This is a genomic window from Emcibacter nanhaiensis, from assembly GCF_006385175.1.
GTDB classification, from domain to species: Bacteria; Pseudomonadota; Alphaproteobacteria; order Sphingomonadales; family Emcibacteraceae; genus Emcibacter; species Emcibacter nanhaiensis.
In genome coordinates, this window is record NZ_VFIY01000004.1 from 324,092 (window position 1) to 349,126 (window position 25,035).

Annotated in this window: 21 protein-coding genes and 4 tRNA genes; 23 read left to right on the forward strand and 2 right to left on the reverse strand. The window is 55.1% G+C overall.

The features are described from left to right. Nucleotides 1–253: 253 nt before the first annotated feature. Both glnA and FIV46_RS01975 read right to left on the reverse strand, forming a co-directional pair. A complete protein-coding gene (gene glnA / locus FIV46_RS01970) occupies nucleotides 254–1,663 on the reverse strand; it encodes a type I glutamate--ammonia ligase (protein ID WP_139938121.1) in 1,410 nt (469 codons plus the stop codon). 62 nt (nucleotides 1,664–1,725) lie between these two features. Beyond that, entirely contained in the window at nucleotides 1,726–2,064 is a 339-nt protein-coding gene (locus FIV46_RS01975; RefSeq protein WP_139938122.1) for a P-II family nitrogen regulator, read from the reverse strand. 299 nt (nucleotides 2,065–2,363) lie between these two features. Here FIV46_RS01975 and FIV46_RS01980 point away from each other — a divergent pair. The 23 genes from FIV46_RS01980 to nuoL all read left to right on the forward strand — a co-directional run bounded on the left by FIV46_RS01980 (nucleotide 2,364) and on the right by nuoL (nucleotide 25,035). Next, a tRNA-His gene (locus FIV46_RS01980) sits at nucleotides 2,364–2,440 on the forward strand. 143 nt (nucleotides 2,441–2,583) lie between these two features. Beyond that, nucleotides 2,584–4,446: a DUF885 domain-containing protein gene (locus FIV46_RS01985; RefSeq protein WP_139938123.1), complete on the forward strand. Its 1,863-nt coding sequence runs from the start codon at nucleotides 2,584–2,586 to the stop codon at nucleotides 4,444–4,446. 36 nt (nucleotides 4,447–4,482) lie between these two features. Further along, complete coding sequence (locus FIV46_RS01990; protein WP_139938124.1) at nucleotides 4,483–6,000, forward strand: NAD(P)H-hydrate dehydratase; 1,518 nt, start codon at nucleotides 4,483–4,485, stop codon at nucleotides 5,998–6,000. 168 nt (nucleotides 6,001–6,168) lie between these two features. Continuing rightward, nucleotides 6,169–6,253 (forward strand) — tRNA-Leu (locus FIV46_RS01995). A gap of 96 nt (nucleotides 6,254–6,349) precedes the next feature. Beyond that, on the forward strand, nucleotides 6,350–7,879 hold the full coding sequence (tig, locus tag FIV46_RS02000; RefSeq protein ID WP_139938125.1) for a trigger factor: 1,530 nt from the start codon (nucleotides 6,350–6,352) through the stop codon (nucleotides 7,877–7,879). Between the two features lie 109 nt (nucleotides 7,880–7,988). Further along, nucleotides 7,989–8,618, forward strand: coding sequence for an ATP-dependent Clp endopeptidase proteolytic subunit ClpP (clpP, locus tag FIV46_RS02005; RefSeq protein ID WP_139938126.1), 630 nt, complete (start codon nucleotides 7,989–7,991; stop codon nucleotides 8,616–8,618). A 273-nt stretch (nucleotides 8,619–8,891) separates the two neighbouring features. Beyond that, a complete protein-coding gene (gene clpX / locus FIV46_RS02010; RefSeq protein ID WP_139938127.1) occupies nucleotides 8,892–10,163 on the forward strand; it encodes an ATP-dependent Clp protease ATP-binding subunit ClpX in 1,272 nt (423 codons plus the stop codon). Between the two features lie 130 nt (nucleotides 10,164–10,293). Next, the gene (gene lon / locus FIV46_RS02015) at nucleotides 10,294–12,687 is read left to right on the forward strand and encodes an endopeptidase La (RefSeq protein ID WP_139938128.1); all 2,394 of its coding nucleotides are present in this window, start codon (nucleotides 10,294–10,296) and stop codon (nucleotides 12,685–12,687) included. 222 nt (nucleotides 12,688–12,909) lie between these two features. After that, on the forward strand, nucleotides 12,910–13,185 hold the full coding sequence (locus FIV46_RS02020; RefSeq protein ID WP_139938129.1) for an HU family DNA-binding protein: 276 nt from the start codon (nucleotides 12,910–12,912) through the stop codon (nucleotides 13,183–13,185). 130 nt (nucleotides 13,186–13,315) lie between these two features. Beyond that, nucleotides 13,316–13,391 (forward strand) — tRNA-Val (locus FIV46_RS02025). 110 nt (nucleotides 13,392–13,501) lie between these two features. After that, nucleotides 13,502–13,578 (forward strand) — tRNA-Asp (locus FIV46_RS02030). Nucleotides 13,579–13,899: 321 nt separating this feature from the next. Beyond that, nucleotides 13,900–14,265, forward strand: a complete 366-nt coding sequence (locus FIV46_RS02035) for an NADH-quinone oxidoreductase subunit A (protein WP_139938130.1) — start codon at nucleotides 13,900–13,902, stop codon at nucleotides 14,263–14,265. Nucleotides 14,266–14,294: 29 nt separating this feature from the next. Beyond that, nucleotides 14,295–14,816 carry a NuoB/complex I 20 kDa subunit family protein gene (locus FIV46_RS02040; RefSeq protein ID WP_379956116.1) on the forward strand — a complete coding sequence of 174 codons (522 nt, stop codon included), beginning with the start codon at nucleotides 14,295–14,297 and terminating at the stop codon, nucleotides 14,814–14,816. Nucleotides 14,817–14,834: 18 nt separating this feature from the next. Then, complete coding sequence (locus FIV46_RS02045; protein ID WP_139938132.1) at nucleotides 14,835–15,455, forward strand: NADH-quinone oxidoreductase subunit C; 621 nt, start codon at nucleotides 14,835–14,837, stop codon at nucleotides 15,453–15,455. After that, complete coding sequence (locus tag FIV46_RS02050) at nucleotides 15,456–16,634, forward strand: NADH-quinone oxidoreductase subunit D (RefSeq protein ID WP_139938133.1); 1,179 nt, start codon at nucleotides 15,456–15,458, stop codon at nucleotides 16,632–16,634. After that, nucleotides 16,631–17,254 carry an NADH-quinone oxidoreductase subunit NuoE gene (nuoE, locus tag FIV46_RS02055; protein ID WP_139938134.1) on the forward strand — a complete coding sequence of 208 codons (624 nt, stop codon included), beginning with the start codon at nucleotides 16,631–16,633 and terminating at the stop codon, nucleotides 17,252–17,254. The genes FIV46_RS02050 and nuoE overlap by 4 nt, the downstream gene beginning before the upstream one ends. Beyond that, nucleotides 17,254–18,531, forward strand: a complete 1,278-nt coding sequence (nuoF, locus tag FIV46_RS02060) for an NADH-quinone oxidoreductase subunit NuoF (RefSeq protein ID WP_139938135.1) — start codon at nucleotides 17,254–17,256, stop codon at nucleotides 18,529–18,531. The genes nuoE and nuoF overlap by 1 nt, the downstream gene beginning before the upstream one ends. Before the next feature lie 9 nt (nucleotides 18,532–18,540). Next, nucleotides 18,541–20,601, forward strand: a complete 2,061-nt coding sequence (gene nuoG, locus FIV46_RS02065) for an NADH-quinone oxidoreductase subunit NuoG (protein ID WP_139938136.1) — start codon at nucleotides 18,541–18,543, stop codon at nucleotides 20,599–20,601. Beyond that, nucleotides 20,594–21,661 carry an NADH-quinone oxidoreductase subunit NuoH gene (gene nuoH / locus FIV46_RS02070; protein WP_219845823.1) on the forward strand — a complete coding sequence of 356 codons (1,068 nt, stop codon included), beginning with the start codon at nucleotides 20,594–20,596 and terminating at the stop codon, nucleotides 21,659–21,661. Before nuoG ends, nuoH begins: the two co-directional genes overlap by 8 nt. Before the next feature lie 5 nt (nucleotides 21,662–21,666). Next, complete coding sequence (nuoI, locus tag FIV46_RS02075; RefSeq protein WP_139938137.1) at nucleotides 21,667–22,155, forward strand: NADH-quinone oxidoreductase subunit NuoI; 489 nt, start codon at nucleotides 21,667–21,669, stop codon at nucleotides 22,153–22,155. 9 nt (nucleotides 22,156–22,164) lie between these two features. Further along, nucleotides 22,165–22,776, forward strand: a complete 612-nt coding sequence (locus FIV46_RS02080; RefSeq protein ID WP_139938138.1) for an NADH-quinone oxidoreductase subunit J — start codon at nucleotides 22,165–22,167, stop codon at nucleotides 22,774–22,776. A 17-nt stretch (nucleotides 22,777–22,793) separates the two neighbouring features. Continuing rightward, nucleotides 22,794–23,102, forward strand: a complete 309-nt coding sequence (gene nuoK / locus FIV46_RS02085; RefSeq protein WP_139938139.1) for an NADH-quinone oxidoreductase subunit NuoK — start codon at nucleotides 22,794–22,796, stop codon at nucleotides 23,100–23,102. Between the two features lie 7 nt (nucleotides 23,103–23,109). Beyond that, nucleotides 23,110–25,035 (forward strand): NADH-quinone oxidoreductase subunit L, encoded by a 1,926-nt coding sequence (gene nuoL, locus FIV46_RS02090; RefSeq protein WP_139938140.1) that lies wholly within the window; start codon nucleotides 23,110–23,112, stop codon nucleotides 25,033–25,035.

Here is a 25,035-nt window from a genome sequence, read left to right on the forward strand (position 1 = left end):
AGGTAATCGGTCGCAAGCAATGTTTGGGAGTTAATATTCTCTCCCTCTGTTTTTTTCTGAAATTTCAGGTATTGCTCATCACCAGACATTTTTGAAGCTATTGCAATCATTAAATATTTTTCTTTTTACTTCGTTTTAGCAGAATAGCATACCTACCTTGCCCGGTAAAAATTAATAATTAGCTAATATGTAGGTGCAAGAAAAAAGGCTCCCCGGACAGGGAGCCTTTTTCGCAAATGGTTTATTTTGTCTATTATACAGAATAATAGAGCTGGAATTCCATCGGGTGCGGTGCGAGACCAACAGCGTGTACGTCTTCCATTTTCAGTTCGATGTAGGCATCGATCTGGTCGTCGGAGAAGACGTCGCCTTTTTTCAGGAATTCACGGTCGGCGTCCAGTGCGTTCAGGGCTTCAAGCAGGGAACCGGCAACAGTCGGTACTTCTTTCAGCTCTTCCGGCGGCAGGGCGTACAGGTCTTTGTCCATGGCATCGCCCGGATGGATTTTGTTTTCAATACCGTCAAGGCCAGCCATCAGCATGGCAGAGAAGGCCAGGTACGGGTTGGCGGTCGGATCCGGGAAGCGGATTTCAACACGCTTGCCTTTGGGGCTTGTCGCGTAAGGAATGCGGCAGGAAGCGGAACGGTTACGGGCAGAGTAGGCCAGCAGTACCGGCGCTTCGAAGCCAGGTGTCAGACGCTTGTAGCTGTTTGTGGACGCATTGGTAAAGGCGTTCAGGGCCTTGGCATGCTTGATGATGCCGCCGATGTAGTACAGGCAGGTGTCGGACAGGTCGGCATAACCGCTACCGGCGAACAGGGGCTCGCCGTCTTTCCAGATGGACTGGTGGGTGTGCATGCCGGAACCGTTGTCAGCAGCGACCGGCTTCGGCATGAAGGTGGCCGTTTTACCGTAGCTGTGAGCAACCTGGTGTGTCACATATTTGTAGATCTGCACGCGGTCGGCAGTCTGGGTCAGGGTACCGAACATCATGCCCAGTTCATGCTGGGAAGCAGCCACTTCGTGGTGATGCTTGTCCATCGGCAGGCCCAGTTCTTTCATGATGGAAACCATTTCGCCACGGATGTCGACGCAGGAGTCAACCGGTGCAACCGGGAAGTAGCCGCCTTTAACGCCCGGACGGTGAGCATAGTTGCCGGCTTCCATTGAGGTGCCGGATTTGTACGGACCTTCAACATCGTCCAGTTCGTAGGAAGCTTTGTTGTACTGGTTGTCGAAAGTTACTTCATCGAACATGAAGAATTCCGGCTCGGGGCCGAAGTAAGCTGTATCACCGATACCGGAGTATTTCAGATAGGCTTCGGCGCGTTCGGCTGTGGAGCGCGGATCGCGGTTGTAGCCTTCACCTGTGCCGGGCTCGAGAATGGAGCAGAAAACAACCATGGTCGGCTGGGCGGTAAACGGGTCCATGGTGACGGAAGTGGGATCCAGTTTCAGGATCATGTCGGATTCATTGATGGCTTTCCAGCCGGCGATGGACGAACCGTCAAACATCACACCTTCTTCGAACATGTCTTCGTCAACAACACTGGAGTCCATGGTCAGGTGCTGCCATTTGCCTTTGGGATCGGTAAAACGAAGATCCACAAATGCGATTTCTTTTTCCTTAATTGTGTCAAGGATAGTTTTTACGTCGGACATTCTCTTATATTCCTGTCTGATAGTTAGTTAATGTTAGTGTTGTGGCATTTATACCGTTTTACCTAAACGGCATCGTCTCCGGTTTCACCGGTACGAATACGGATCGCTTCCTCGACGGAGCTTACAAAGATCTTGCCGTCCCCGATACGGCCGGTCTTGGCAGCCTGCTGAATAGCTTCCAACGCCTGGTCAAGAAGGTCATCGCTGAGGACGATTTCGATTTTAACCTTGGGCAGGAAATCTACAACATATTCCGCACCCCTGTAGAGTTCAGTGTGCCCTTTCTGCCGGCCAAAGCCTTTGGCTTCGGTAACGGTGATACCGGTCAGGCCGACTTCATGCAGCGCCTCTTTGACTTCGTCGAGTTTGAAAGGTTTGATGATGGCTTCAATTTTTTTCATGAGAACTTACCAATCAGTGACAAGGTTAGATTTAACAATATTAAATTACTCCAGGCTTGATAAGCATTATTCGTGCCAAATCCGTCAATTAAGGAAAAATAACACTTTTTTAATTTGTTCCATGGGGGCTTGATTAAAAACTATGCAAATAGTGCCCTAAAAATAATCATTTTGCAGCCATCGCACAGATTGTAGGGCGATATTGTCTGGCCGGAACCGGGGCAAAATAGCGTTTGAAAATTGAAAACTTTTCTTGACGACATATATTTCTATACGTAAAAGGTCGTTACTCATTTAGGGCGGGTGTAGCTCAGTTGGTTAGAGCGCCAGATTGTGATTCTGGATGTCGCCGGTTCAAATCCGGTCACTCGCCCCATTCCCCTCTAAAATGATCCCCGGTTTTATCGCTTTATGCAGTCTGCAGGGCTGTACAAAATATTTCTATTTGCTACCCTGTTCGCACAAAACATGCACTTGACCGCATCGTCAAGATAACCATAAATCCCAGGGGATATAAATATGAAATCCAAATTACTTACGACCGTCGCTTTTGTGGCTGCCTTTGGTCTTGCCGCCTGTTCCGAAGGTGACAAAACAGCGGAAAATCAAAGCCAGGCAACCCAGGTCGCCCAGGAGGCGGCAAGCCAGGCGCAAACCGAATCCGAACGGCTTAATGAATTCTTTGAAAAAAGTTTCATGGAAGTTGTCATGGACAGTCCGGAATTCCAGACCTATCTGGGCATGATGGAGAATTCCGGCCAGTGGGATGAATATACCGAAGAAAAGGCGGCCCGCGATCTGGAAAAAGCCAAGCGGGATCTGGCGACCCTGAAAAGCGATTTTGATTTTGATAAACTGGATGAAGCGACCAAACTCAGTTACCGGCTTTTCGAGCGGGGACTGAACGAAGAGATTGAGGCCTATAAATGGCGCCATCACAGCTATCCCCTGAACCAGATGTTCGGCTGGCAGTCCCAGGTGCCCGCATTCATGATCAATTTCCACCGGATTTCCTCGGTCAGTGACGCCGAGGGATATGTCTCCCGGCTGGAAAACCTCAAGGCGATGACAGACCAGCGATTTGAACAGCTGAAAATCCGCGAAGAGATGGGCGTCCTGCCGCCGAAATTTGTTTATGATCATGTTATCAGCGATGCCAGGAACATGCTGAAGGGCGCACCGCTGGAAGAAAGCGGGGAAGATCATGCCCTGCTGGCGGACCTGAAAGGAAAGCTCGACAAAATCGAGATTGATGACGCCAGGAAGCAGGCATTGATCGAGCGGGCGGAAGCGGCGATTGAAAATTCCGTCAAGCCGGCGTTCGAGAAGCTGATAGAAGTCGCCGAGGCCGAGCAGGAGATGACCACGACCGACGACGGCGCCTGGAAACTGCCGGACGGGGCGGACTATTATAACTTCCGCCTGCGCCAGATCACCACCACCGACATGACCGCCGACCAGATCCACGATCTGGGTCTGAAGGAAGTGGACCGGATTCACAGCGAAATGCGCGATATCATGATGAAGGTCGGTTTTGAGGGATCGCTGCAGGATTTCTTTGAATTCACCCGTACCGACAAACAGTTCTATTATGATGATACCGAAGAGGGCAAGGCCGCCTATCTGGCCAAGGCCACCGATATCATCGATACCATGAAAGAACATCTGGACGAGGTCTTTATCACCAAGCCCAAGGCAGACCTGATTGTCAAGGCGGTGGAGCCGTTCCGGGAAAAATCCGCCGGCAAGGCCTTCTACAGTCGTCCGGCGCCGGACGGCAGCCGGCCGGGCATCTATTATGCCAACCTGTATAAAATGTCCGATATGCCCACCTACCAGATGGAGGCATTGGCCTATCATGAAGGTATTCCCGGGCACCACATGCAGCTGGCGATCATGCAGGAGCTGGAAAATGTACCCAAGTTCCGCAAATTCGGTGGCTACACCGCCTATACCGAGGGCTGGGGACTTTATTCGGAACTGCTGCCCAAGGAAATGGGATTCTATGAAGATCCCTATTCGGATTTCGGCCGGTTGGCCATGGAGCTGTGGCGGGCCTGTCGCCTTGTCGTGGATACCGGCCTGCATGCCAAGAAATGGACCCGGGAACAGGCCATCGACTATCTGGCGAAAAATACACCCAACCCCAAGGGCGATGTGGTCAAGGCCATCGAACGCTATATTGTGATGCCGGGGCAGGCGACGGCCTACAAGATCGGCATGCTCAAAATCGTCGAACTCCGGGAAAAGGCCAAGGCCGAACTGGGCGACAAGTTTGATATTCGCGAATATCATGAAGTGGTGCTGAAAGACGGCGCCCTGCCGCTGGCTATCCTCGAAGAACAGGTGGACGACTGGGTCGCCAGCAAGAAGGAAAGCTGACATACAGCTCAGCGATGATCAGGAGTAACCGGGCCGATGGAAGAAACAAGGGAAGTTTTGCTTTCAACAATGGAGATGGGGGAGGCGGATCGCCTGACCATTGAAGCGGGACTTCAGGGAAGGCAGCTGATGGAAGCGGCCGGCCAGTCCATTGCCCGGATTATCCTGGAAAAACTGAACCCGGGGCGCACGCTGGTGCTCTGCGGCCCGGGCAATAATGGCGGTGACGGCTTTGTTGTCGCCCGCGCCCTGAAAGAAAATGGCTGGCCTGTGACCGTGACGCTGATGGGAACGAAGGACAGGCTGAAAGGGGATGCCCGCCTCATGGCGGATCTCTGGGACGGGGAAATCCAGCCATTGGCGGAAGAGGGGCTTGGTGACTACGACATTATCGTCGACGGCCTGTTCGGCGCCGGGCTGGACCGGCCGCTTGAGGGTGCTCTTCTGGATATTGTCAGGGCGGCCAATGACAGCAATGCCCGAAAAGTGGCGATTGATGTGCCCAGCGGGCTCAGCGGCGACAGCGGCCTGGTGCTGGGCGGCTGCCTTGAGGCGGATCTCACGGTGACTTTTTTCCGGCGCAAGCCGGGGCATCTGCTTTATCCGGGCAAGGCGCTATGTGGCGACCTCTATGTCACCGATATCGGGATCTCCGGCCGGGTGCTGGATGAAATCGGCGCGCAAACCTGGCTGAATAGCCCGGCCGTCTGGGGCGAGCTTTTTCCGGTGCCGTCGCCGGCCGGTCATAAATATTCCCGCGGCCACAGCGTGGTCGTCAGCGGTGATCTGGCCCATACCGGCGCCTCCAGGCTGGCGGCCGGGGCGGCGCTCAGGATCGGTTCCGGCCTGGTCAGTGTGGCCTGTGCGCCCGAGGCGGTGCCGGCCCATGCCGCACAACTGACGGCAGTGATGATCCGGAGCTATCAGTCCCCGGAGCAGTTTGCTGATTATCTGGCCGATCATCGGCTTAACGCCTGGTGCATCGGTCCGGCCAACGGCGTGACCAATGAGACCCGCAACAGGGTTCTGGCAATTCTGGCCGCCGGAAAGCAGGCGGTGCTTGATGCCGATGCCATCACGGTGTTCCGGGACCGGCCGGAAGAGCTTTTTGCGGCTATTGGCAGTGACGACAGGAAAAACATGAGCAGGGAAGTCGTCCTTACTCCGCATGCAGGAGAGTTCGGCCGGTTGTTTCCCGACCTGATGGAGGGAACCTATGGCTTCGACCGGCTCAAGGGCGCGCGCACGGCCGCCGAACGGTCCGGGGCGGTGCTGCTGCTGAAGGGCCCGGATACGGTGGTGGTCAGTCCCGACGGGCGAGCCGTAATCATGGACGATGCGCCGGCGGACCTGGCTACTGCCGGATCCGGGGATGTTTTGTCCGGCCTGGTGACCGGGCTCCTGGCCCAGGGCATGCCGGCCTTCGAGGCCGCATCGGCCGCGGTCTGGCTGCACGCGGAAGCCGCCCGGGTGTTCGGGGCCGGCCTGACGGCAGAAGACATTTCCCCTTCTTTGCCGACAGTACTTGAAAAACTCAGGGAAAAGCTGCATTAATGTGCCCCGGGAGGTCAGACGGGAGGTTCTGATTTCGCCTCTGTCACGCCTGTCAGTCGGGATGGCCCCGACCTGCCAAAAGGTCGGAAAAAAATCTGTCATCTTTTTTTGTGGAAATTTGTTCGCAAATGACTATAAAGGCGGGTCTGAATGCCATGATGGACATTTGCGGGTGTGGCGAAATTGGTAGACGCGCTAGATTTAGGTTCTAGTGTCTTCGGACGTGGGGGTTCAAGTCCCTCCACCCGCACCAAATGGCCGCGAAAATTCAACGGATTTACCCATCATCGAGGTGAGGGATTAATTTCAACAGGCCGCCAAGGCGGCCGCGTAAAAAACAGAGCGAACAATGCAGGTAACTGAAACAAATTCTGAAGGTCTCAAACGCGGATACAAGGTTGTCATTCCGGCTGGTGACATCGAGGCAAAACTCAACAGTGAACTGGAGAAGGTTCGCGCCCAGATCAGAATGCCGGGTTTCCGCCCGGGCAAGGCGCCGATCTCCCTCCTGAAGAAACTCCACGGCAAAAACCTGATGGGGCAGGTGCTGGAGGAAACCATCAATTCCACATCTGCGGATGTCCTGGAAGAACAGAAGGTCCGTCCGGCGACCCAGCCGAACATCGCCATTGATGAAGGCTATGAAGAAGGCAAGGACCTGGAATATACCATGGATCTGGAAATTGTTCCCCAGTTTGATATTCCTGACCTTTCCAAGCTGAAGCTTGAGAAACTGGTGGCCGAACCGTCAAAGGAGCAGATCAAGGAAGCCCTTGAAGGAATCGCCGCACAGCAGAAAAACTACAAGGCCGCTGCCAAAACCTATAAAGCCAAGGACGGCGACGCGGTTCTGATCGATTTCGTTGGCAAGCTTGACGGTGAAGCTTTCGAAGGCGGTGCCGGTGAAGATACTCAGCTGGTGCTCGGCTCCAACACCTTCATTCCCGGTTTCGAGGAACAGCTGGTTGGCGTAAAAGCCGGTGACGAGAAAGACGTCAACGTTACTTTCCCGGAAAACTACCACTCCGAAGACCTGGCCGGTAAAGCTGCTGTCTTTGAAGTTAAGGTCAAGGAAGTACAGAAGCCTGAAGATGCCAAGGTTGACGATGAGCTGGCGACCAGGCTGGGCCTGTCCGACCTGGCGGCTCTTGAAGAAGCCATTAAGGGGCAGCTGTCCCAGGAAACGGACAGCCTGTCACGTACCTGCCTGAAGCGTTCCCTGCTGGATGCTTTGGCCGAGATGGTTGATTTTGATGTTCCCTCAGGCATGGTCGACATGGAATTCGAGCAGATCTGGAATCAGCTGAAGATGGACATGTATCGCGAGGCTGCCGAGGGTGACGCCGACGTGAAACCGGAAGATATCGAAGAACCCGGTGATGACGTGAAAGAAGAGTATAAGGCCATTGCAGAGCGCCGCGTGCGTCTCGGCCTGCTGCTTTCCGAAGTCGGCCAGCAGAATAAAGTAACTGTCGGCCAGGAAGAAGTCACCCGCCAGATTGCCCAGGAAGCCCGTCGTTTCCCGGGGCAGGAAAAGCAGGTGTTCGAATTCTACCAGAACAACCCGCAGGCCATGGCCCAGGTCCGTGCGCCGCTGTTTGAGGAAAAAGTGGTCGACTTTATTCTTGAACAGGCAACACTCACTGAAAAGGCTGTTTCCCGCGATGACCTGATCGCCAAGCTGGAAGAAGACGAAGCGGCTGAAACGGCTAAAAAGCCTGCCGCCAAGAAAGCTCCGGCGAAAAAGCCTGCCGCTAAAAAGGCTCCGGCCAAGAAAACTGCCCCCAAAGCTGCGGCCGAGAAAAAAGCTCCAGCGAAAAAGCCTGCCGCCAAAAAGGCGCCGGCTAAAAAGGCCGCTGCCAAAAAAGATGACGCCTGAAGAATTAGCTGTTGAATTTTCAGCGCGTATATAAAATATAATTAAGGAAATGTAAGCGGGCGTCGACTAAGATGCCCGCTTTATCACTTAAAACAGAGGATTAGCTGAAATGAGCGACCCAATTGATACCTATATGAATACACTCGTTCCCATGGTGGTTGAACAGACCAGCCGGGGAGAGCGTTCATATGACATCTATTCCCGCCTTCTCAAGGAACGGATCATTTTCCTGACCGGACAGGTGCATGACGGGGTTGCCAGTCTGATTACGGCGCAGCTTCTGTTCCTTGAAGCTGAAAATCCGAAAAAAGACATTTCCTTCTATATTAACTCACCGGGCGGCGTGGTGACTTCCGGTCTCGGCATCTATGACACCATGCAGTATATCCGGCCCAAGGTGACAACCATTTGTATCGGCCAGGCCTGCTCCATGGGCTCCCTGCTGCTGGCGGCCGGAGAACCGGGACAGCGTTATGCGCTGCCGAATTCCCGTATCATGATCCACCAGCCTTCCGGCGGCGCCCAGGGCCAGGCAACGGACATTGAAATCCACGCCAAGGAAATCCTGGAACTGCGCAAACGGCTCAACAACATGTATGTGAAGCATACCGGTCAGCCGCTGGATGTGATCGAAGAAAACATGGAACGCGACAATTTCATGTCGCCGGAACAGGCCAAGGAATTCGGTCTGATTGACCAGGTATACGAGAAGCGTCTGGACATCGGCGCCGACGCCTGATTTTCTCTCTGAAATTTTGAACGGGAATGGTAACAGACGGTTTACCATTCCCGTTAATTAATTGTTTTACACTTTCCCATAAGCTCTAATTAAATTATCCGTTGTAATGTGCTGAAAATCCCTTACTACTATATAGGAAAGCATGTGACGGCTGATTTGGGCGCGGAAAATAATCCGGCTCCGGCAAAAAAGCGTCCTTCGGCAAAAAAATCCATTGAGATTTGACGATCAGTCGGAGTAGCATGTTTGGGAAGTTATTAGGAACAGGAACATATGACCAAATCAACATCTGGCGATTCTAAAAGTACCCTTTACTGTTCTTTTTGCGGCAAGAGCCAGCATGAAGTCAAAAAGCTGATAGCCGGACCCACTGTCTTCATTTGTGACGAGTGTGTTGAACTCTGCATGGATATTATCCGGGAGGAGAACAAGACTTCCCTGACCAAGTCCAGCGATGGCGTTCCTTCTCCCCAGGAAATTCTTTCCGTCCTTGATGATTATGTGATCGGACAGGCCCAGGCCAAAAAGGTTCTTTCCGTGGCCGTTCACAACCACTACAAGCGGCTGCAGCATGCCGGCCAGAGCAACGACGTGGAGCTGGCCAAGTCCAACATCATGCTGGTTGGTCCGACCGGTTGCGGTAAAACGCTGCTGGCCCAGACCCTGGCCCGAATCCTCGACGTGCCCTTCACCATGGCTGATGCCACCACCCTGACCGAAGCCGGTTATGTGGGTGAGGATGTGGAGAATATCATTCTCAAGCTGCTTCAGGCTGCCGACTATAATGTTGAGCGTGCCCAGCGTGGTATTGTCTATATCGACGAGGTGGACAAGATCAGCCGCAAGTCCGACAATCCCTCCATCACCCGCGACGTGTCCGGTGAGGGGGTTCAGCAGGCCCTGCTGAAAATCATGGAAGGCACCGTGGCCAGTGTTCCGCCGCAGGGCGGGCGCAAACACCCGCAGCAGGAATTCCTGCAGGTGGATACCACCAACATCCTGTTTATCTGTGGCGGCGCCTTTGCCGGCCTCGACAAGATCATCGGCCAGCGTCGCGAAGGTAAATCCATTGGCTTTGGCGCCAATGTGGCCAGTGACGAGGATCGCCGCATCGGCGAACTGCTGATGGAGCTGGAGCCCGAAGACCTGCTGAAATTCGGCCTTATTCCCGAGTTTATCGGCCGTCTGCCGGTCCTGGCGACCCTGACGGACCTGGACGAGGAAGCCCTGGTGGAAATCCTCTCCAAGCCGAAAAACGCTCTGGTCAAACAGTACCAGCGCCTGTTCGCCATGGAAGAAGTTGAACTGACCTTTACCGACGACGCCCTTCTGGCCATCGCCCGCCGGGCCATTGCCCGCAAAACCGGTGCCCGCGGCCTGCGTTCCATCATGGAAGACATCCTGCTCGACACCATGTTCGAGCTGCCGGGTCTTGAGGGAGTGGAAGAGGTTGTCATCAACGAAGACGTCGTTGAAGGCAAGGGTCGGCCCCTGTATATTTATGCAGACAAGAAAAAGGAAGAAGCCGGCGGCGCCGGAGCCTGATTTTTTCCCCGGCGTGTGCCGCTTTGACATTTTTACTGTCTGATCTTGAATATTTCCCTTTTGTTCTTACCTGAAGTGTTAAAGAAACACTCAAGTATTTAGGCTTTAAGGTAGAAATTTGGTAACGCCAATGAACACAGTATATCCCGTATTACCTCTTCGCGATATTGTCGTTTTCCCGCACATGATTGTGCCCCTGTTCGTGGGCCGCGAGAAATCGGTCAAGGCGCTGGAAGATGTCATGGGCGATGACAAGAAAATACTTCTCATTTCCCAGAAAGATGCCAACCAGGATGATCCCGGTGTTGAAGACATTTATGAAGTCGGCACCCTGGCGACCGTACTGCAGCTGCTGAAACTTCCTGACGGCACCGTCAAGGTCCTGGTGGAGGGCAGCGAACGCGCGAAAGTCACCAAATACCTGGACAATGAAGAATTCTTCGAAGCCGAGGCAGCAGTCCTGCCGTCAGAGGGCGCGGACAACTCCGAGGTGGAAGGCCTGGCCCGCTCCGTGGTCGGTCAGTTTGAACAATATGTCAAACTGAATAAAAAGATCCCGCCGGAGGTGCTTGCTTCCGTCAAACAGGTCGAGGATGCTGAAAAACTATCCGACGTGGTCGCTTCCCATCTGTCCCTGAAGATTTCCGACAAACAGGAACTTCTGGAAAACATTGATGTGGAAAAACGCCTGGAAAAAGTTTTCGGCGTAATGGAAAGCGAAATCGGCGTCATGCAGGTGGAAAAGAAAATCCGCCGCCGCGTGAAGAGCCAGATGGAGAAAACCCAGCGCGAATATTATCTGAATGAGCAGATGAAAGCCATTCAGAAGGAGCTGGGTGAGGGCGAAGAAGGCCGGGATGAACTTTCCGAGCTGGAAGAGAAAATCGCCAAGGCCAAACTGACCAAGGAAGCCCGCGAAAAAGCCACTGCCGAGCTGAAGAAACTCAAATCCATGAGCCCGATGTCAGCAGAGGCGACGGTTGTGCGCAACTATCTTGACTGGATCCTGTCCCTGCCGTGGGGCAAGAAATCCAAGGTCAAGTCCGACCTGTCCACGGCCGAAGATATCCTCAATGCCGATCACTATGGCCTCGACAAGGTCAAGGAACGCATCCTTGAGTATCTGGCCGTTCAGCAGCGCACCAGGAAAATCAAGGGCCCGATCCTCTGTCTGGTCGGACCGCCGGGCGTCGGTAAAACTTCGCTGGGTAAATCCATCGCCAAGGCTACCGGGCGCGAATTCGTCCGCTTCTCTGTCGGGGGCGTTCGTGACGAAGCTGAAATCCGTGGTCACCGCCGCACCTATATCGGTTCCATGCCGGGCAAGGTTATCCAGAGCATGAAAAAGGCAGGAACGGCAAACCCGCTGTTTTTGCTGGATGAAATCGACAAGATGGGCGCGGACTATCGCGGCGATCCGGCTTCGGCCCTGCTCGAGGTGCTTGATCCCGAACAGAACAGCAAGTTCAACGACCATTATCTGGAAGTGGATTATGACCTGTCCAATGTGATGTTCATCACCACGGCCAACACGTTGAACATGCCGCAGCCGCTGCTCGATCGTATGGAGATTATCCGCCTGTCCGGGTATACCGAGGACGAAAAGGTGGAAATCGCCAAACGCCACCTGGTGGGTAAAAAAGTCGAAGATCATGGTCTGAAGGAAGACGAATGGACCATTTCCGATACGGCCCTTCGCGACCTGATCCGCTATTACACCCGGGAAGCCGGTGTGCGTAACCTGGAACGGGAAATTGCCAACCTTGTCCGCAAGGCCACCAAGGAAATCGTTCTCGGCAAGAAAAAAGCGGTTCATGTGACCACCCGAAACCTGGAGAAATATGCCGGCGTGCGGAAGTTCCGTTACGGCGAGCTGGAGGAAAAGGACATGATCGGGGTCACCACCGGTCTGGCCTGGACCGAAGTCGGTGGCGAGATCCTGGCCATCGAGGCGATCGCTTCGCCGGGCAAGGGCAAGTTCACCATTACCGGTAAGCTGGGTGATGTGATGCAGGAATCCATCAAGGCCGCCATGAGCTTTGTCCGCTCCAAGGCCATTGAATTCGGCATCCAGCCGTCTGCCTTCGACAAGACGGACATTCATATCCACGTGCCGGAAGGGGCGACCCCCAAGGACGGGCCGTCTGCCGGTGTGGGCATGATCACTTCGATCGTCTCCGTACTCGCGGAAATCCCGGTTCGCCGCGATGTGGCCATGACCGGCGAGATCTCGCTCAGGGGCAGGGTGCTGCCGATTGGCGGACTGAAGGAAAAACTTCTTGCTGCTCATCGTAGCGGAATCAAGAAAGTCCTGATCCCGGTGGACAACGAGAAGGATCTGGCGGAAATTCCTGACAATGTAAAAAAAGGTCTGGAAATTGTGCCGGTCTCCGCCGCCCAGGAAGTTCTGGAGCATGCTCTGGCTTCACCTTTGATTCCCCTCGACCCCAGTGAAGTGGAGACTGTCGCACCACTGGCGGAAGGAAAAGGCGAATCTGATTTTGAAGGTCAGCTGAGACACTAGAATTTCCGCCGGAAACGGCTAAATATTTAAGCGAAAAACGCTCATTCCTTGTGGATGGGCGTTTTTTGGTTCTGAAAAGTTTTGATCTATCAATGTCAAGGAAACTTTCTTGCAAAAAACCGCAGTTTTGAGCGGTTTTCCCTTTGACGGAACCCCAAATGCTGTCTACACTGCACCCGCTTCATAACTATTTCAGTAGAGACTTACACAAAGGGGAAGATAGTGAATAAGAATGATCTTATCGCCAGCGTCGCAACCGCCGCTGATATCTCAAAAGCAGACGCCGCTCAAGCTGTAGACGGTGTATTCAATGCAATTACTGCAGCACTTTCTTCTGGTGACGAAGTTCGCCTGGTCGGCTTCGGTACATTCAGCGTAGCAGCTCGTGCTGCCAGCGAAGGCCGTAACCCGCGCACAGGTGAAAAAATTCAGATCCCTGCGTCCAAGCAGCCTAAATTCAAGGCAGGCAAGGCTCTTAAAGATGCTGTAAACAAGTAATTTTTTTACTGTTTTCAGAGGCGGTTGGCAAAAAAATGCCAGCCGCCTTTTTTTATTCTTTACAAGAGCTGGAACAAGCGTTAGACATGCACCCACGCAACGGCGACGTTGCCATAAAATGGTAATAGAAGGGCGATTAGCTCAGTTGGTAGAGCGCTTCGTTTACACCGAAGATGTCGGGAGTTCGAGTCTCTCATCGCCCACCATTTTATAAAGAATAGCAGTGACTTAGATCTTTAGCCGTTGGGCCAAAAAACTTAAAAAAGCTGCTTGACTTAATCGGGGTGATCCCCTAAATCAGTCGCACCACACCCGCGGGGGTGTAGCTCAGTTGGTTAGAGCGCTGGCCTGTCACGCCAGAGGTCGCGGGTTCGAGCCCCGTCACTCCCGCCATTTTCTCTCCAAAATATAACCTCTTGCTGCCGTATTTCGCAATTGCGGTACAATTCTATATTTTCTCGGGAATTTCTCAAAAAAGTCCTTGGCAACTGGCCTCTGGAAGGTCTATTAACAGGCCAAGGAGTTCTTGAGATTCCGCTGTGCCGGGTGGATGGGATTTAGCAAACTAAAATCCAGTTAAATGTTTCCATTCGAATAAGCCTGCGCTATGTAGGATAGGATTATCAAGACAGGCCGAAATCTCCAGGCAGTGGTTTCGGTGGATGGGTGGAACCTGCCTGTGAGTTGACCGCTATTAGAAGGGGTAGGGCATAGATGAACGATATGCTTCTCGAATATCTTCCGATCCTGATTTTCTTTGTAATTGCCATTATTCTGTCCGGGGTTTTCGTAACCCTGCCGATGCTGATCGCCCGGCAGGCGCCGGATGCAGAAAAACTCTCCGCTTACGAGTGCGGCTTCGAGGCTTTCGGCGACGCCAGGAAACAGTTTGACGTCCGTTTCTACCTGGTGGCAATTCTCTTTATTATTTTTGACCTGGAAGTGGCGTTTCTTTTTCCATGGGCTGTGGCGCTCGGCGACATCGGCATCTTCGGATTCGTATCCATGATGATTTTTCTCGGTGTGCTGACCATCGGCTTTATTTATGAATGGAAGAAGGGGGCCCTGGAATGGGAGTAAATATGTCTCAGGAAATGACCTCATCTGAAATGAAGGCGGAAATGGCCAGCCTGGAGCAGGACGCCTATTTCAAATCCATCTCTGACGAACTGGCCGATAAAGGCTTTGTGGTTACCCAGCTGGACGATATTATCGCTTGGGCCCGGACCGGCTCCCTGTGGTGGATGACGTTCGGTCTTGCCTGTTGCGCCGTTGAAATGATGCATTCCAGCATGCCCCGTTATGACGTCGAGAGATTCGGTTTTGCTCCGCGCGCGTCCCCGCGTCAGTCCGACGTGATGATTGTGGCCGGAACCCTGACCAATAAAATGGCGCCGGCCCTGCGCAAGGTGTACGACCAGATGTCCGAGCCGCGCTATGTGATTTCCATGGGAAGCTGCGCCAACGGCGGCGGCTATTACCATTATTCTTACTCCGTGGTGCGCGGCTGTGACCGGATTGTGCCGGTTGATGTTTATGTGCCCGGCTGTCCTCCGACGGCGGAGGCTCTGTTGTACGGCATTCTGCAGCTGCAGAAGAAAATCCGCCGCACGTCATCCATCGATCGGTAGAGCAGGAGACCAGTAAAGATGAATCAGGAAACACTTGAGGATCTGCGCGAGCAAATCTCCGCCTCTCTGCCCAACGAAATCAATGATATTGTCATCGCCTACGGCGAAATTACCGTCCTGGCCCGTGCCGACCAGATCGTCGAGGTCCTGACATTTCTGAAAAATGATTCTAGCTGCAAATTCACCCAGCTGACCGATCTGTGTGGCGCTGACTATCCGGAGCGCGCCAAGCGTTTCGATGTGGTCTATCAGCTGCTTAGCGTGACCCAGAATCAGCGCATTCGTGTCAAGATTCAGACCGACGAGGAAACGCCGGTGCCAAGCGTGGTGGATGTCTATCCGGCGGCAGGCTGGTATGAGCGCGAAACCTGGGACATGTATGGCGTTATGTTTAACGGCAACCCGGACCTGCGCCGGATCCTGACCGACTATGGTTTTCAGGGTTTCCCGCTACGCAAGGATTTCCCGCTGACCGGCTATGTGGAGCTGCGCTACAGCGAAGAAGAAAAACGCGTGGTCTACGAACCTGTTCAGCTGACCCAGGAATTCCGCAAATTCGATTTCATGAGCCCCTGGGAAGGCGCCAAATATATTCTGCCCGGCGATGAAAAGGCCGAGAGCGGGCAGGAGGGTAAGTAAATGTCTGAAGTGGATATCAAGAACTTCAACCTGAACTTCGGTCCCCAGCATCCGGCCGCCCATGGTGTGCTGCGCCTGATCCTGGAACTGGACGGCGAGATTGTGGAGCGCAGCGATCCGCACATCGGCCTGCTGCATCGTGGCACCGAGAAACTGATCGAGAACAAGACCTATCTCCAGGCCATTCCTTATTTCGACCGCCTCGACTATGTGGCGCCGATGAACCAGGAACATGCTTTCTGCCTCGCGATCGAAAAACTGATGGATATCGAAGTGCCGGAACGCGGCCAGTATCTGCGGGTGCTGTTCTCCGAAATAGGCCGTATCCTTAACCACATCCTGAACGTCACCACCCACGCCATGGACGTGGGCGCGCTGACGCCGATTCTGTGGCTGTTTGAGGAACGCGAAAAGCTGATGGAGTTCTATGAAGGGGTCTGCGGGGCCCGTCTTCATGCCAACTATTTCCGTCCCGGCGGCGTGCATCAGGATATGCCTGCCGGCATGGCGGAAAAAATCCTGAAATTCTGTGACGATTATATCCAGGTTCTTGAGGATACCGAGGGCCTGGTGGTGGAAAACCGCATCTTCAAGCAGCGCAACGTGGACATCGGTGTCATCAGCCAGGAAGACGCCCTGGCCTGGGGCTACACCGGTCCGATGCTGCGCGGGGCCGGCATTGCCTGGGATATCCGCAAGGCCGAGCCCTATGACGCCTATGACAAGGTCGACTTTGACGTGGTGGTCGGCAAGCACAGCGACTGCTATGACCGCTATATCCTGCGTCTGGAAGAAATGCGCCAGAGCCTGCACATCATCCGCCAGTGCATTGAAAAAATGCCTGAGGGTCCGGTCATGTCCGTAGACAATAAAGTGACACCGCCGCGCCGGGCAGAAATGAAAAACTCCATGGAAGCGCTGATTCATCACTTCAAACTCTATACCGAAGGCTTCAAGGTGCCGGAAGGCGAGGTTTACGCCGCCGTTGAGGCGCCGAAAGGTGAATTCGGGGTTTATCTGGTATCTGACGGGTCCAACATGCCCTACCGCTGCAAGATCCGTGCGCCGGGGTATGCCCACCTGCAGTCCATGGATTATATGGCAAAGGGTCACATGCTGGCCGATATACCGGCCCTGATCGGGTCCTTTGATATTGTGTTCGGAGAAATCGACCGATGAGCGTGAGTGTCAAAAGTAGCGAAACTTTCGAGTTTACGCCGGAAAACCTGGAGTGGGCCAAGGGCCAGATCGCCAAATATCCGGAAGGCCGCCAGCAGAGCGCAGTGATGCCGCTTCTGACCAGGGCGCAGCAACAGAACGGCGGCTGGGTGACCGTGCCGATCATGGAATGTATCGCCGACATGCTGGATATGCCTTATATCCGTGTGCATGAAGTGGCCAGCTTCTACTCCATGTACAACCTGAAACCGGTCGGCAAACATGTGATCGAGGTCTGCACCACGACACCCTGCTGGTTGCGCGGTTCCGACGATGTGGTCAAGGCCTGTAAGGAAGAGCTGGGCATCGGCTTCGGCGAAACCACCGAGGATGGTGAATTTACCCTTCTTGAAGTGGAATGCGCCGGCGCCTGTGTCAACGCCCCGGTGATCGCCTACAAGGAAGAATATTACGAAGACCTGGATGAGAACAGCACCCGCGCTTTCATCAGGGGCATCAAGGAAGGCAAGGTTCCGGCGGCTGGCCCTCAGGTCAACCGCTTCAAGGCCTGCCCGATGGGCGGTCCGACCACGCTGACTGACTATGCGCCCGCCGACCTGACCAGTGGGGGAGATAAGTAATGCTTGCAGATAAAGATCGCATTTTTACCAACCTCTACGGTTTCCAGGACTGGAACCTGCCGGCCGCCAAAAAACGCGGCGACTGGGACGGGACCAAGGGGCTGATCGAAAAAGGCCATGACTGGCTGGTTGATGAAATGAAGACCTCCGGCCTGCGCGGCCGCGGCGGTGCGGGCTTCCCCACCGGCCTGAAATGGTCTTTCATGCCCAAGGAATCAGATGGACGCCCGAGCTATCTGGTGGTCAATGCCGACGAGGGCGAGCCCGGCACCTGTAAGGACCGGGAAATCATGCGCCATGATCCGCACAAGCTGATCGAGGGCTGCCTGATTGCCGGATACGCCATGCGCGCCGTTGCCGCCTATATCTATATCCGCGGTGAATTCGTCCATGAAGCCAACGTGCTGGAAGCGGCCATCCAGGAAGCCTATGACGACGGCCTGATCGGCAAGAACGCCTGCGGCACCGGTTACGACTTTGATGTTTACGTGCATCGCGGGGCAGGGGCCTATATCTGCGGTGAGGAAACCGCTCTGATCGAAAGTATCGAAGGCAAGAAAGGCCAGCCGCGCCTGAAGCCGCCGTTCCCGGCCAATGTCGGTGTCTTTGGGTGTCCGACCACGGTAAATAACGTGGAATCAATTGCGGTAGTGCCGACCATTCTGCGTCGCGGCGGCGGTTGGTTTGCCGGCATCGGTCGCGAAAACAACACCGGCACCAAGCTGTTCTGTATTTCCGGTCATGTGGAACGTCCCTGCACCGTGGAAGAGGAAATGGGTATTCCGCTCAAGGAACTGATCGAGCGCCATTGCGGCGGGGTCCGCGGCGGCTGGGACAATCTGCTGGCGGTGATTCCCGGCGGCTCTTCCGTACCGGTCCTGCCCAAGGAAATCTGTGACGACGTGCTGATGGATTTCGACAGCCTGCGCAACGTGCAAAGCGGTCTCGGCACCGCGGCGGTGATCGTGATGGACAAGTCCACCGATATCGTCAAAGCCATCGCCCGCCTGTCGGCTTTCTACAAACATGAAAGCTGCGGCCAGTGTACACCGTGTCGTGAAGGTACCGGCTGGATGTGGCGTGTGATGGAACGCCTGGTCACCGGCCAGGCGGAACTCGCCGAGATTGACATGCTGCTGGATGTGACCAAACAGATCGAGGGCCATACCATTTGTGCCCTTGGCGATGCGGCGGCCTGGCCCATTCAGGGTCTGATGCGTCATTTCCGTCCGGAAGTGGAGCGTCGCATTAAAGAATATAAAAGCCAGGCTGCGTAGGAGTAGGAAATGCCAACGCTGACGATTGATGGAATTGAAGTAGAAGTCGAGAATGGCATGACCATTCTACAGGCTTGTGAGCAGGCCGGGATTGAAATTCCCCGTTTCTGCTATCACGAGCGCCTGTCCATTGCCGGTAACTGCCGCATGTGTCTGGTGGAAATGGAAAAGGCACCGAAACCGGTGGCCTCCTGCGCCATGCCCGCGGGCGAGGGAATGGTGATCCACACCAACACCCCGCTGGTGAAAAAGGCCCGGGAAGGGGTGATGGAATTCCTGCTGATCAACCACCCGCTGGATTGTCCGATCTGCGACCAGGGCGGGGAATGCGACCTGCAGGACCAGTCCATGGCATACGGCATCGGTCACAACCGCTTCCACGAAAACAAGCGCGCGGTGAAAGAGAAAAACATGGGACCGCTGGTGAAAACAGTGATGACCCGCTGTATTCACTGTACCCGTTGTGTGCGTTTTGCCGACGAAGTAGCCGGGGTTCCGGCTCTTGGCGCCGTGGGACGCGGGGAAAATACCGAGATCACCACATATCAGGAAACAGCCTTCGCTTCGGAACTGTCCGGCAACGTGGTTGACCTTTGCCCGGTCGGCGCGCTGACCAGCAAGCCTTACGCCTTCACCGCCCGTCCCTGGGAACTGAAACATACCGAAACCATCGATGTTCACGATGCGCTCGGCAGCAACATCCGGGTTGACGCCCGCGGCCGCGAAGTGCTGCGTGTTCTGCCCCGCCTGCATGACGATGTGAACGAAGAATGGATTTCCGACAAGGCCCGCCACGCCATCGACGGTCTGCATGTCCGTCGCCTGGACCGTCCCTATGTGAAAAAGGGCGGCAAACTGGTGGAAGCGAGCTGGAACGAAGCTTTTGAAGCGATCGCTGCCAGGCTGAAAGGTCTGGACGGCAAGAAGATCGCCGGTCTGGTCGGTGACCTGCAGGACGTGGAAAGCATGTATGCGCTCAAGCTGCTGCTGAATGCCCTGGGCTCCGACACTGTCGAAGGCCGCCAGGCCGGGGAGAAAATCTTCGCCCGTCACCGGGTCGGTTACCTGTTCAACAGCGGCATTGCCGGCATTGACGAAAGTGATGCCTGCCTGCTGATCGGGACAAACCCGCGTACAGAATCTCCGGTGCTCAACGCCCGCCTGCGTCGCAAGGCGCTGGAACGCGGCTACCGCATCGCCTCCGTCGGTGAAGACGCCGATCTTACTTATAAAGTTGAAAACCTCGGCGCGGACGCTGCTGTCCTCAAGGATATCCTCGACGGCAAGAATGACTTTGCCAAAGCGCTGGAAGCCGCCGACAAGCCGATGCTGATCATCGGGGCAGGGGCGCTGGGCCGTGAAGACGGTGCGGCGATCCTGAAACTGGCCCATGACATCGCCGACAAATACGGTCTGGTCAAAGACGACTGGAACGGCTTCAACGTGCTGCATTCTGCTGCTGCCCGTGTCGGCGCCCTCGATCTGGGACTGGTCACGGAAGGCGGTGTGGAAGGCATTGTTTCCGGCGCGGAAAAAGGCGACATTGAAGTGGTGTTCAATCTCGGTGCTGACGAAATCGACAGCAGCCGCCTCGACAAGGCTTTCGTCATCTATCAGGGCAGCCATGGTGATGCCGGTGTGAAAAGCGCCGATGTGATCCTGCCGGGTGTGGCCTACACGGAAAAACCGGGTACTTACGTCAATACCGAAGGTCGGGTGCAGCTGGCGCAGCGGGCGATCTTCGGTCCGGGCGATGCCCGTGAAGACTGGACCATCCTGCGGGCCCTGTCCGAGGTTCTGGGCCAGACCCTGCCGTTCAACAACCTGCATGAACTGCGTAGCAAACTGGTTGCTGACTATCCGCAGTTTGCAGAGATTGATGTAAAGCCCGCCGCAGAGTGGGCCGACTTCGGCGTGGCCGGCGATCTTTCCGCCGAGCCGCTGAAAAGCGCTATCGATGATTTCTACCTCACCAACCCGATTGCACGGGCGTCAGCCACCATGGCCGACTGTTCCGCTACATTCAATGGTGCCGGAGTAAGCGAGGAGGCAACAGGAACCAATGGGTGATTTAATCAACTGGCTTCTCATCAACTGGTTTGGGTCCGGCGCTATGCCCTTGTACCCGACCTACACCCTGAACATCATCGGCTGGATCCTGATTATCGTCCTGCCGTTGCTGATCGCCGTGGCCATGAGCGTTTACGTGGACCGCAAGGTCTGGGCCGCCATGCAGCTGCGCCGCGGACCGAACGTGGTGGGTCCCTGGGGATTGCTGCAGTCCTTTGCTGACGGACTTAAACTATTCCTTAAAGAAACCATCGTACCGGCCGGTGCTAACAAGGGAATTTTCCTTCTCGCCCCCTGCCTGACTTTCATTCTGGCGCTGGTGGGCTGGGCCGTTATTCCCTGGAGCCCGGAACTGGTTCTGGCCGACATCAACGTGGGTATTCTGTACCTGTTCGCCATTTCCTCCCTCGGGGTGTACGGCATTGTAATGTCCGGATGGGCCAGTAACTCCCGTTACGCCTTCCTCGGTTCGCTGCGTTCCGCTGCGCAAATGGTGTCTTACGAGGTTTCCATCGGGTTCGTGCTGGTCACCGTACTGATGGTGGTCGGCAGCCTGAACCTGATTGATATTGTTGAGGCCCAGAAAGCGGTCTTCCTCGGCGTCAATGGCTTCTGGTTCACACCGCTGTTCCCGATGTTCGTGGTGTTCCTGATTTCGGCCCTGGCGGAAACCAACCGCCCGCCGTTCGACCTGCCGGAAGCGGAAGCTGAACTGGTGGCCGGCTACCAGGTGGAATATAGCTCCATGGCCTTCGCCCTGTTCTTCCTCGGCGAATATGCAAACATCCTGCTGATGTGCTGCATGACTAGCGTTCTGTTCTTTGGTGGCTACCTGCCGCCGGTTGAAATCGAAGCCCTGTACTGGATCCCCGGACCTATCTGGCTGTTTGCGAAGATCTGCTTCTTCTTCTTCGTCTTTGCCTGGGTCAAAGCGACGGTACCGCGTTACCGTTACGACCAGCTGATGCGGCTGGGCTGGAAAGTGTTCCTGCCCCTGTCCCTGCTGTGGGTATTCCTGACCGGGCTGTGGCTCATTGCCTTTACTGATAAGATTGGGTGATAAATATGGCATTTCTGGATCATACAGCACGCACCTTTCTGCTGAGCGAATTCGTCTCGGCCATGTGGCTGACCCTGAAATATATGTTCAAGCCGAAAGCGACCATCAACTATCCGTACGAGAAGGGGCCACTGAGCCCGCGTTTCCGCGGTGAGCATGCGCTGCGTCGCTATCCCAACGGAGAAGAGCGCTGCATCGCCTGTAAACTGTGCGAAGCGATCTGTCCGGCCCAGGCTATCACCATCGAGGCCGAGCCCCGGGAAGACGGCAGCCGCCGCACCACCCGCTATGACATCGACATGACCAAATGTATCTACTGCGGTTTCTGTCAGGAAGCCTGCCCGGTGGATGCCATCGTCGAAGGGCCGAACTTCGAGTTCGCCACGGAAACCCGTGAAGAGCTGATGTACAACAAAGCCAAGCTTCTGGAGAATGGTGACCGCTGGGAGCGGGAAATCGCCATGAACCTGGAACTGGACGCCCCCTACAGGTAAGGAAAAAACATGATCGCAACCATCTGCTTTTATATCTTTGCCTCGATCACGGTGATTTCCGGCCTGATGGTCGTCTCCAGCCGTAACCCGGTGCATTCCGTACTGTTCCTGATCCTGGCTTTCTTCAATTCGGCCGCTCTGTTCCTGCTTCTGGGGGCAGAATTCCTGGCCATGATCCTGGTCATCGTTTACGTGGGCGCGGTCGCGGTGCTGTTCCTGTTCGTGGTGATGATGCTGGATATCGACTTCGCCGAGTTGCGCAAGGGCGCACAGGCCTATTTCCCGATCGGGGCTCTGATCGGCCTGATCCTGCTGGTGGAACTGGCCCTGGTGGCCGGCAGCTGGCACCTGAGCGGTGAAATGAGCACGGTGATCGCCGCCAAGACGCCGGAAGTCACCGAGGTGACCAACACCCAGGCCCTGGGACAGCTGATCTACACAGACTATGCCTTCCTGTTCCAGATGGCGGGCATGGTTCTGCTGGTGGCCATGATCGGCGCCATCGTCCTGACCCATCGTCAGCGTCCGGGTGTGAAAAAACAGAATATCGGTGAACAGGTTCGCCGTCGTCGCGGCGATGCCTATGACATTGTCAAGGTAAAACCCGGACAGGGTGCATAAAGAGGGAAGAGGAAAAAATGGAAATCGGTTTAGCACACTACCTGACGGTAGCAGCCATTCTTTTCACGCTTGGCATCTTCGGGATTTTCCTGAACCGGAAAAACGTGATCATCATCCTGATGTCCGTGGAACTGATGCTGCTGGCGGTGAATATCAACCTGGTGGCGTTCTCCTCCTACCTCGGGGACATGATGGGGCAGGTGTTCGCCATGTTCATCCTGACCGTGGCGGCAGGCGAGGCAGCCATTGGTCTGGCCATCCTGGTGATCTACTTCCGTAACCGCGGCTCCATTGCCGTGGAAGACATCCATCTGATGAAAGGATAACAAGAACATGTATCAGACTATTGTCTTCCTGCCTTTGGTTATGTCCTTTATTGCCGGCATGTTCGGCAACCGGATCGGCGACCGCGGCGCCCAGATTATCACTTGCGGCGGCCTGATCGTTTCTGCGATCCTGTCCTGGGTGGCATTCTTTGATATCGCCCTGGGCCATAATGTGGCCCATGTGGAGGTGCTGTCCTGGATCGTGTCCGGTGATTTTAACCTCAGCTGGGCCTTCAAGGTGGATACGCTGACCAGTGTCATGCTGGTGGTGGTGACCACCGTGTCCTGCGTGGTGCATATCTATTCCGTCGGCTATATGAGCCATGACCCGGATATTCCGCGCTTCGTGTCTTATCTGTCCCTGTTTACCTTCGCCATGCTGATGCTGGTGACCGCCGACAACTTTCTGCAGATGTTCTTCGGTTGGGAAGGCGTGGGTCTGGCGTCCTACCTGCTGATTGGCTTCTGGTACAAGAAACCGTCGGCCTGCGCCGCCGCCATCAAGGCCTTTGTGGTTAACCGCGTCGGTGACTTCGGCTTTGCCCTCGGCATTTTCGCCATCTTCATGACGTTCGGTACCCTGGACTTCGCTACGGTTTTCGCCTCAGTCCCGGATGTGGCCGGCCAGAAGATCCATTTCCTGAACTGGGAACTCGACCTGATCACCACGATCTGTATCCTGCTGTTCATCGGCGCTATGGGTAAATCCGCCCAGCTTGGCCTCCATACCTGGCTGCCGGACGCCATGGAGGGCCCGACCCCGGTGTCTGCCCTGATCCACGCCGCGACCATGGTGACCGCCGGTGTCTTCATGGTGGCCCGCTGTTCCCCGATCTTTGAATACAGCCCGGACGCCCTGGCTGTGGTTTGTGTGATCGGCGCCTCGACCGCCATCTTCGCCGCCACCATCGGTGTGGCCCAGAATGACATCAAGCGGGTGATTGCTTATTCTACCTGTTCCCAGCTGGGATATATGTTCTTCGCCATCGGTGTTTCCGCCTACGGCGCGGCCATCTTCCACCTGTTTACCCACGCCTTCTTCAAGGCACTGCTGTTCCTGGGCTCCGGTTCCGTGATCCACGCCATGAGCGACGAACAGGACATGCGCAAAATGGGCGGCCTGTGGAAGAAGATCCCGGTGACCTTCGGTCTGATGACCATCGGCACCCTGGCGCTGACCGGTTTCCCGTTCTTCGCCGGCTATTATTCCAAGGACATGATCATCGAATCCGCCTTCGCCTCGCATAGCCCGGTAGGCCCCTATGCCTTCGCCATGGGTGTTGTCGCGGCGCTGTTCACCAGCTTCTACAGCTGGCGGCTGGTCTTTATGACTTTCTTCGGCGAAAGCCGCGCCAGCAAGAAGGTGCAGGATCATGTGCACGAGAGCCCGCAGGTCATGCTGGTTCCGCTGTATATCCTTGCTGTCGGCGCCGTGTTCGCCGGTTGGGTGTTCCATGAGTATTTCACCGGCCATCATTACGAGGAATTCTGGGGCCATGCCCTGAAGCTGGTTGGTGACAATGTGATGCATGAAGCGCACCATGTGCCGGGCTGGGTGGTCTGGTCGCCGTTTGTGGCCATGGTCACCGGCTTTGCCGTTGCCTGGATCAGCTACATCTATGCACCCTGGATTCCTGGTGCTGCAGCAAGCACATTCAAATACCTCTACAATTTGTTCCTCAACAAATGGTATGTGGATGAAATTTACGACTTCCTGTTCGTCCGTCCGGCCAAGCGCCTCGGTGTCTTCCTGTGGAAGCGGGGCGACGAACAGACCATCGACCGTTACGGTCCGGACGGCGTTTCTGCCTCCGTGGCCGCACTGGCGAGAAAATTCAAAGAAATGCAGACCGGATATTTGTATCACTATGCTTTCGTCATGCTGATCGGTGTGGCGGCCATTACCACCTGGTTTATCGTGGGGGGGAACTAA

Coding starts and splice junctions, on each gene's coding strand:
- FIV46_RS02040 (WP_379956116.1), top strand. CDS start 14,295: ATGAAGGCGGAAATGGCCAGCCTGGAGCAGGACGCCTATTTCAAATCC.
- clpP (WP_139938126.1), top strand. CDS start 7,989: ATGAGCGACCCAATTGATACCTATATGAATACACTCGTTCCCATGGTG.
- clpX (WP_139938127.1), top strand. CDS start 8,892: ATGACCAAATCAACATCTGGCGATTCTAAAAGTACCCTTTACTGTTCT.
- glnA (WP_139938121.1), bottom strand. CDS start 1,663: ATGTCCGACGTAAAAACTATCCTTGACACAATTAAGGAAAAAGAAATC.
- FIV46_RS01990 (WP_139938124.1), top strand. CDS start 4,483: ATGGAAGAAACAAGGGAAGTTTTGCTTTCAACAATGGAGATGGGGGAG.
- FIV46_RS02045 (WP_139938132.1), top strand. CDS start 14,835: ATGAATCAGGAAACACTTGAGGATCTGCGCGAGCAAATCTCCGCCTCT.
- FIV46_RS01975 (WP_139938122.1), bottom strand. CDS start 2,064: ATGAAAAAAATTGAAGCCATCATCAAACCTTTCAAACTCGACGAAGTC.
- FIV46_RS02035 (WP_139938130.1), top strand. CDS start 13,900: ATGAACGATATGCTTCTCGAATATCTTCCGATCCTGATTTTCTTTGTA.
- FIV46_RS01985 (WP_139938123.1), top strand. CDS start 2,584: ATGAAATCCAAATTACTTACGACCGTCGCTTTTGTGGCTGCCTTTGGT.
- nuoK (WP_139938139.1), top strand. CDS start 22,794: ATGGAAATCGGTTTAGCACACTACCTGACGGTAGCAGCCATTCTTTTC.
- tig (WP_139938125.1), top strand. CDS start 6,350: ATGCAGGTAACTGAAACAAATTCTGAAGGTCTCAAACGCGGATACAAG.
- FIV46_RS02080 (WP_139938138.1), top strand. CDS start 22,165: ATGATCGCAACCATCTGCTTTTATATCTTTGCCTCGATCACGGTGATT.
- nuoG (WP_139938136.1), top strand. CDS start 18,541: ATGCCAACGCTGACGATTGATGGAATTGAAGTAGAAGTCGAGAATGGC.
- nuoL (WP_139938140.1), top strand. CDS start 23,110: ATGTATCAGACTATTGTCTTCCTGCCTTTGGTTATGTCCTTTATTGCC.
- lon (WP_139938128.1), top strand. CDS start 10,294: ATGAACACAGTATATCCCGTATTACCTCTTCGCGATATTGTCGTTTTC.
- nuoI (WP_139938137.1), top strand. CDS start 21,667: ATGGCATTTCTGGATCATACAGCACGCACCTTTCTGCTGAGCGAATTC.
- nuoH (WP_219845823.1), top strand. CDS start 20,594: ATGGGTGATTTAATCAACTGGCTTCTCATCAACTGGTTTGGGTCCGGC.
- FIV46_RS02050 (WP_139938133.1), top strand. CDS start 15,456: ATGTCTGAAGTGGATATCAAGAACTTCAACCTGAACTTCGGTCCCCAG.
- nuoE (WP_139938134.1), top strand. CDS start 16,631: ATGAGCGTGAGTGTCAAAAGTAGCGAAACTTTCGAGTTTACGCCGGAA.
- nuoF (WP_139938135.1), top strand. CDS start 17,254: ATGCTTGCAGATAAAGATCGCATTTTTACCAACCTCTACGGTTTCCAG.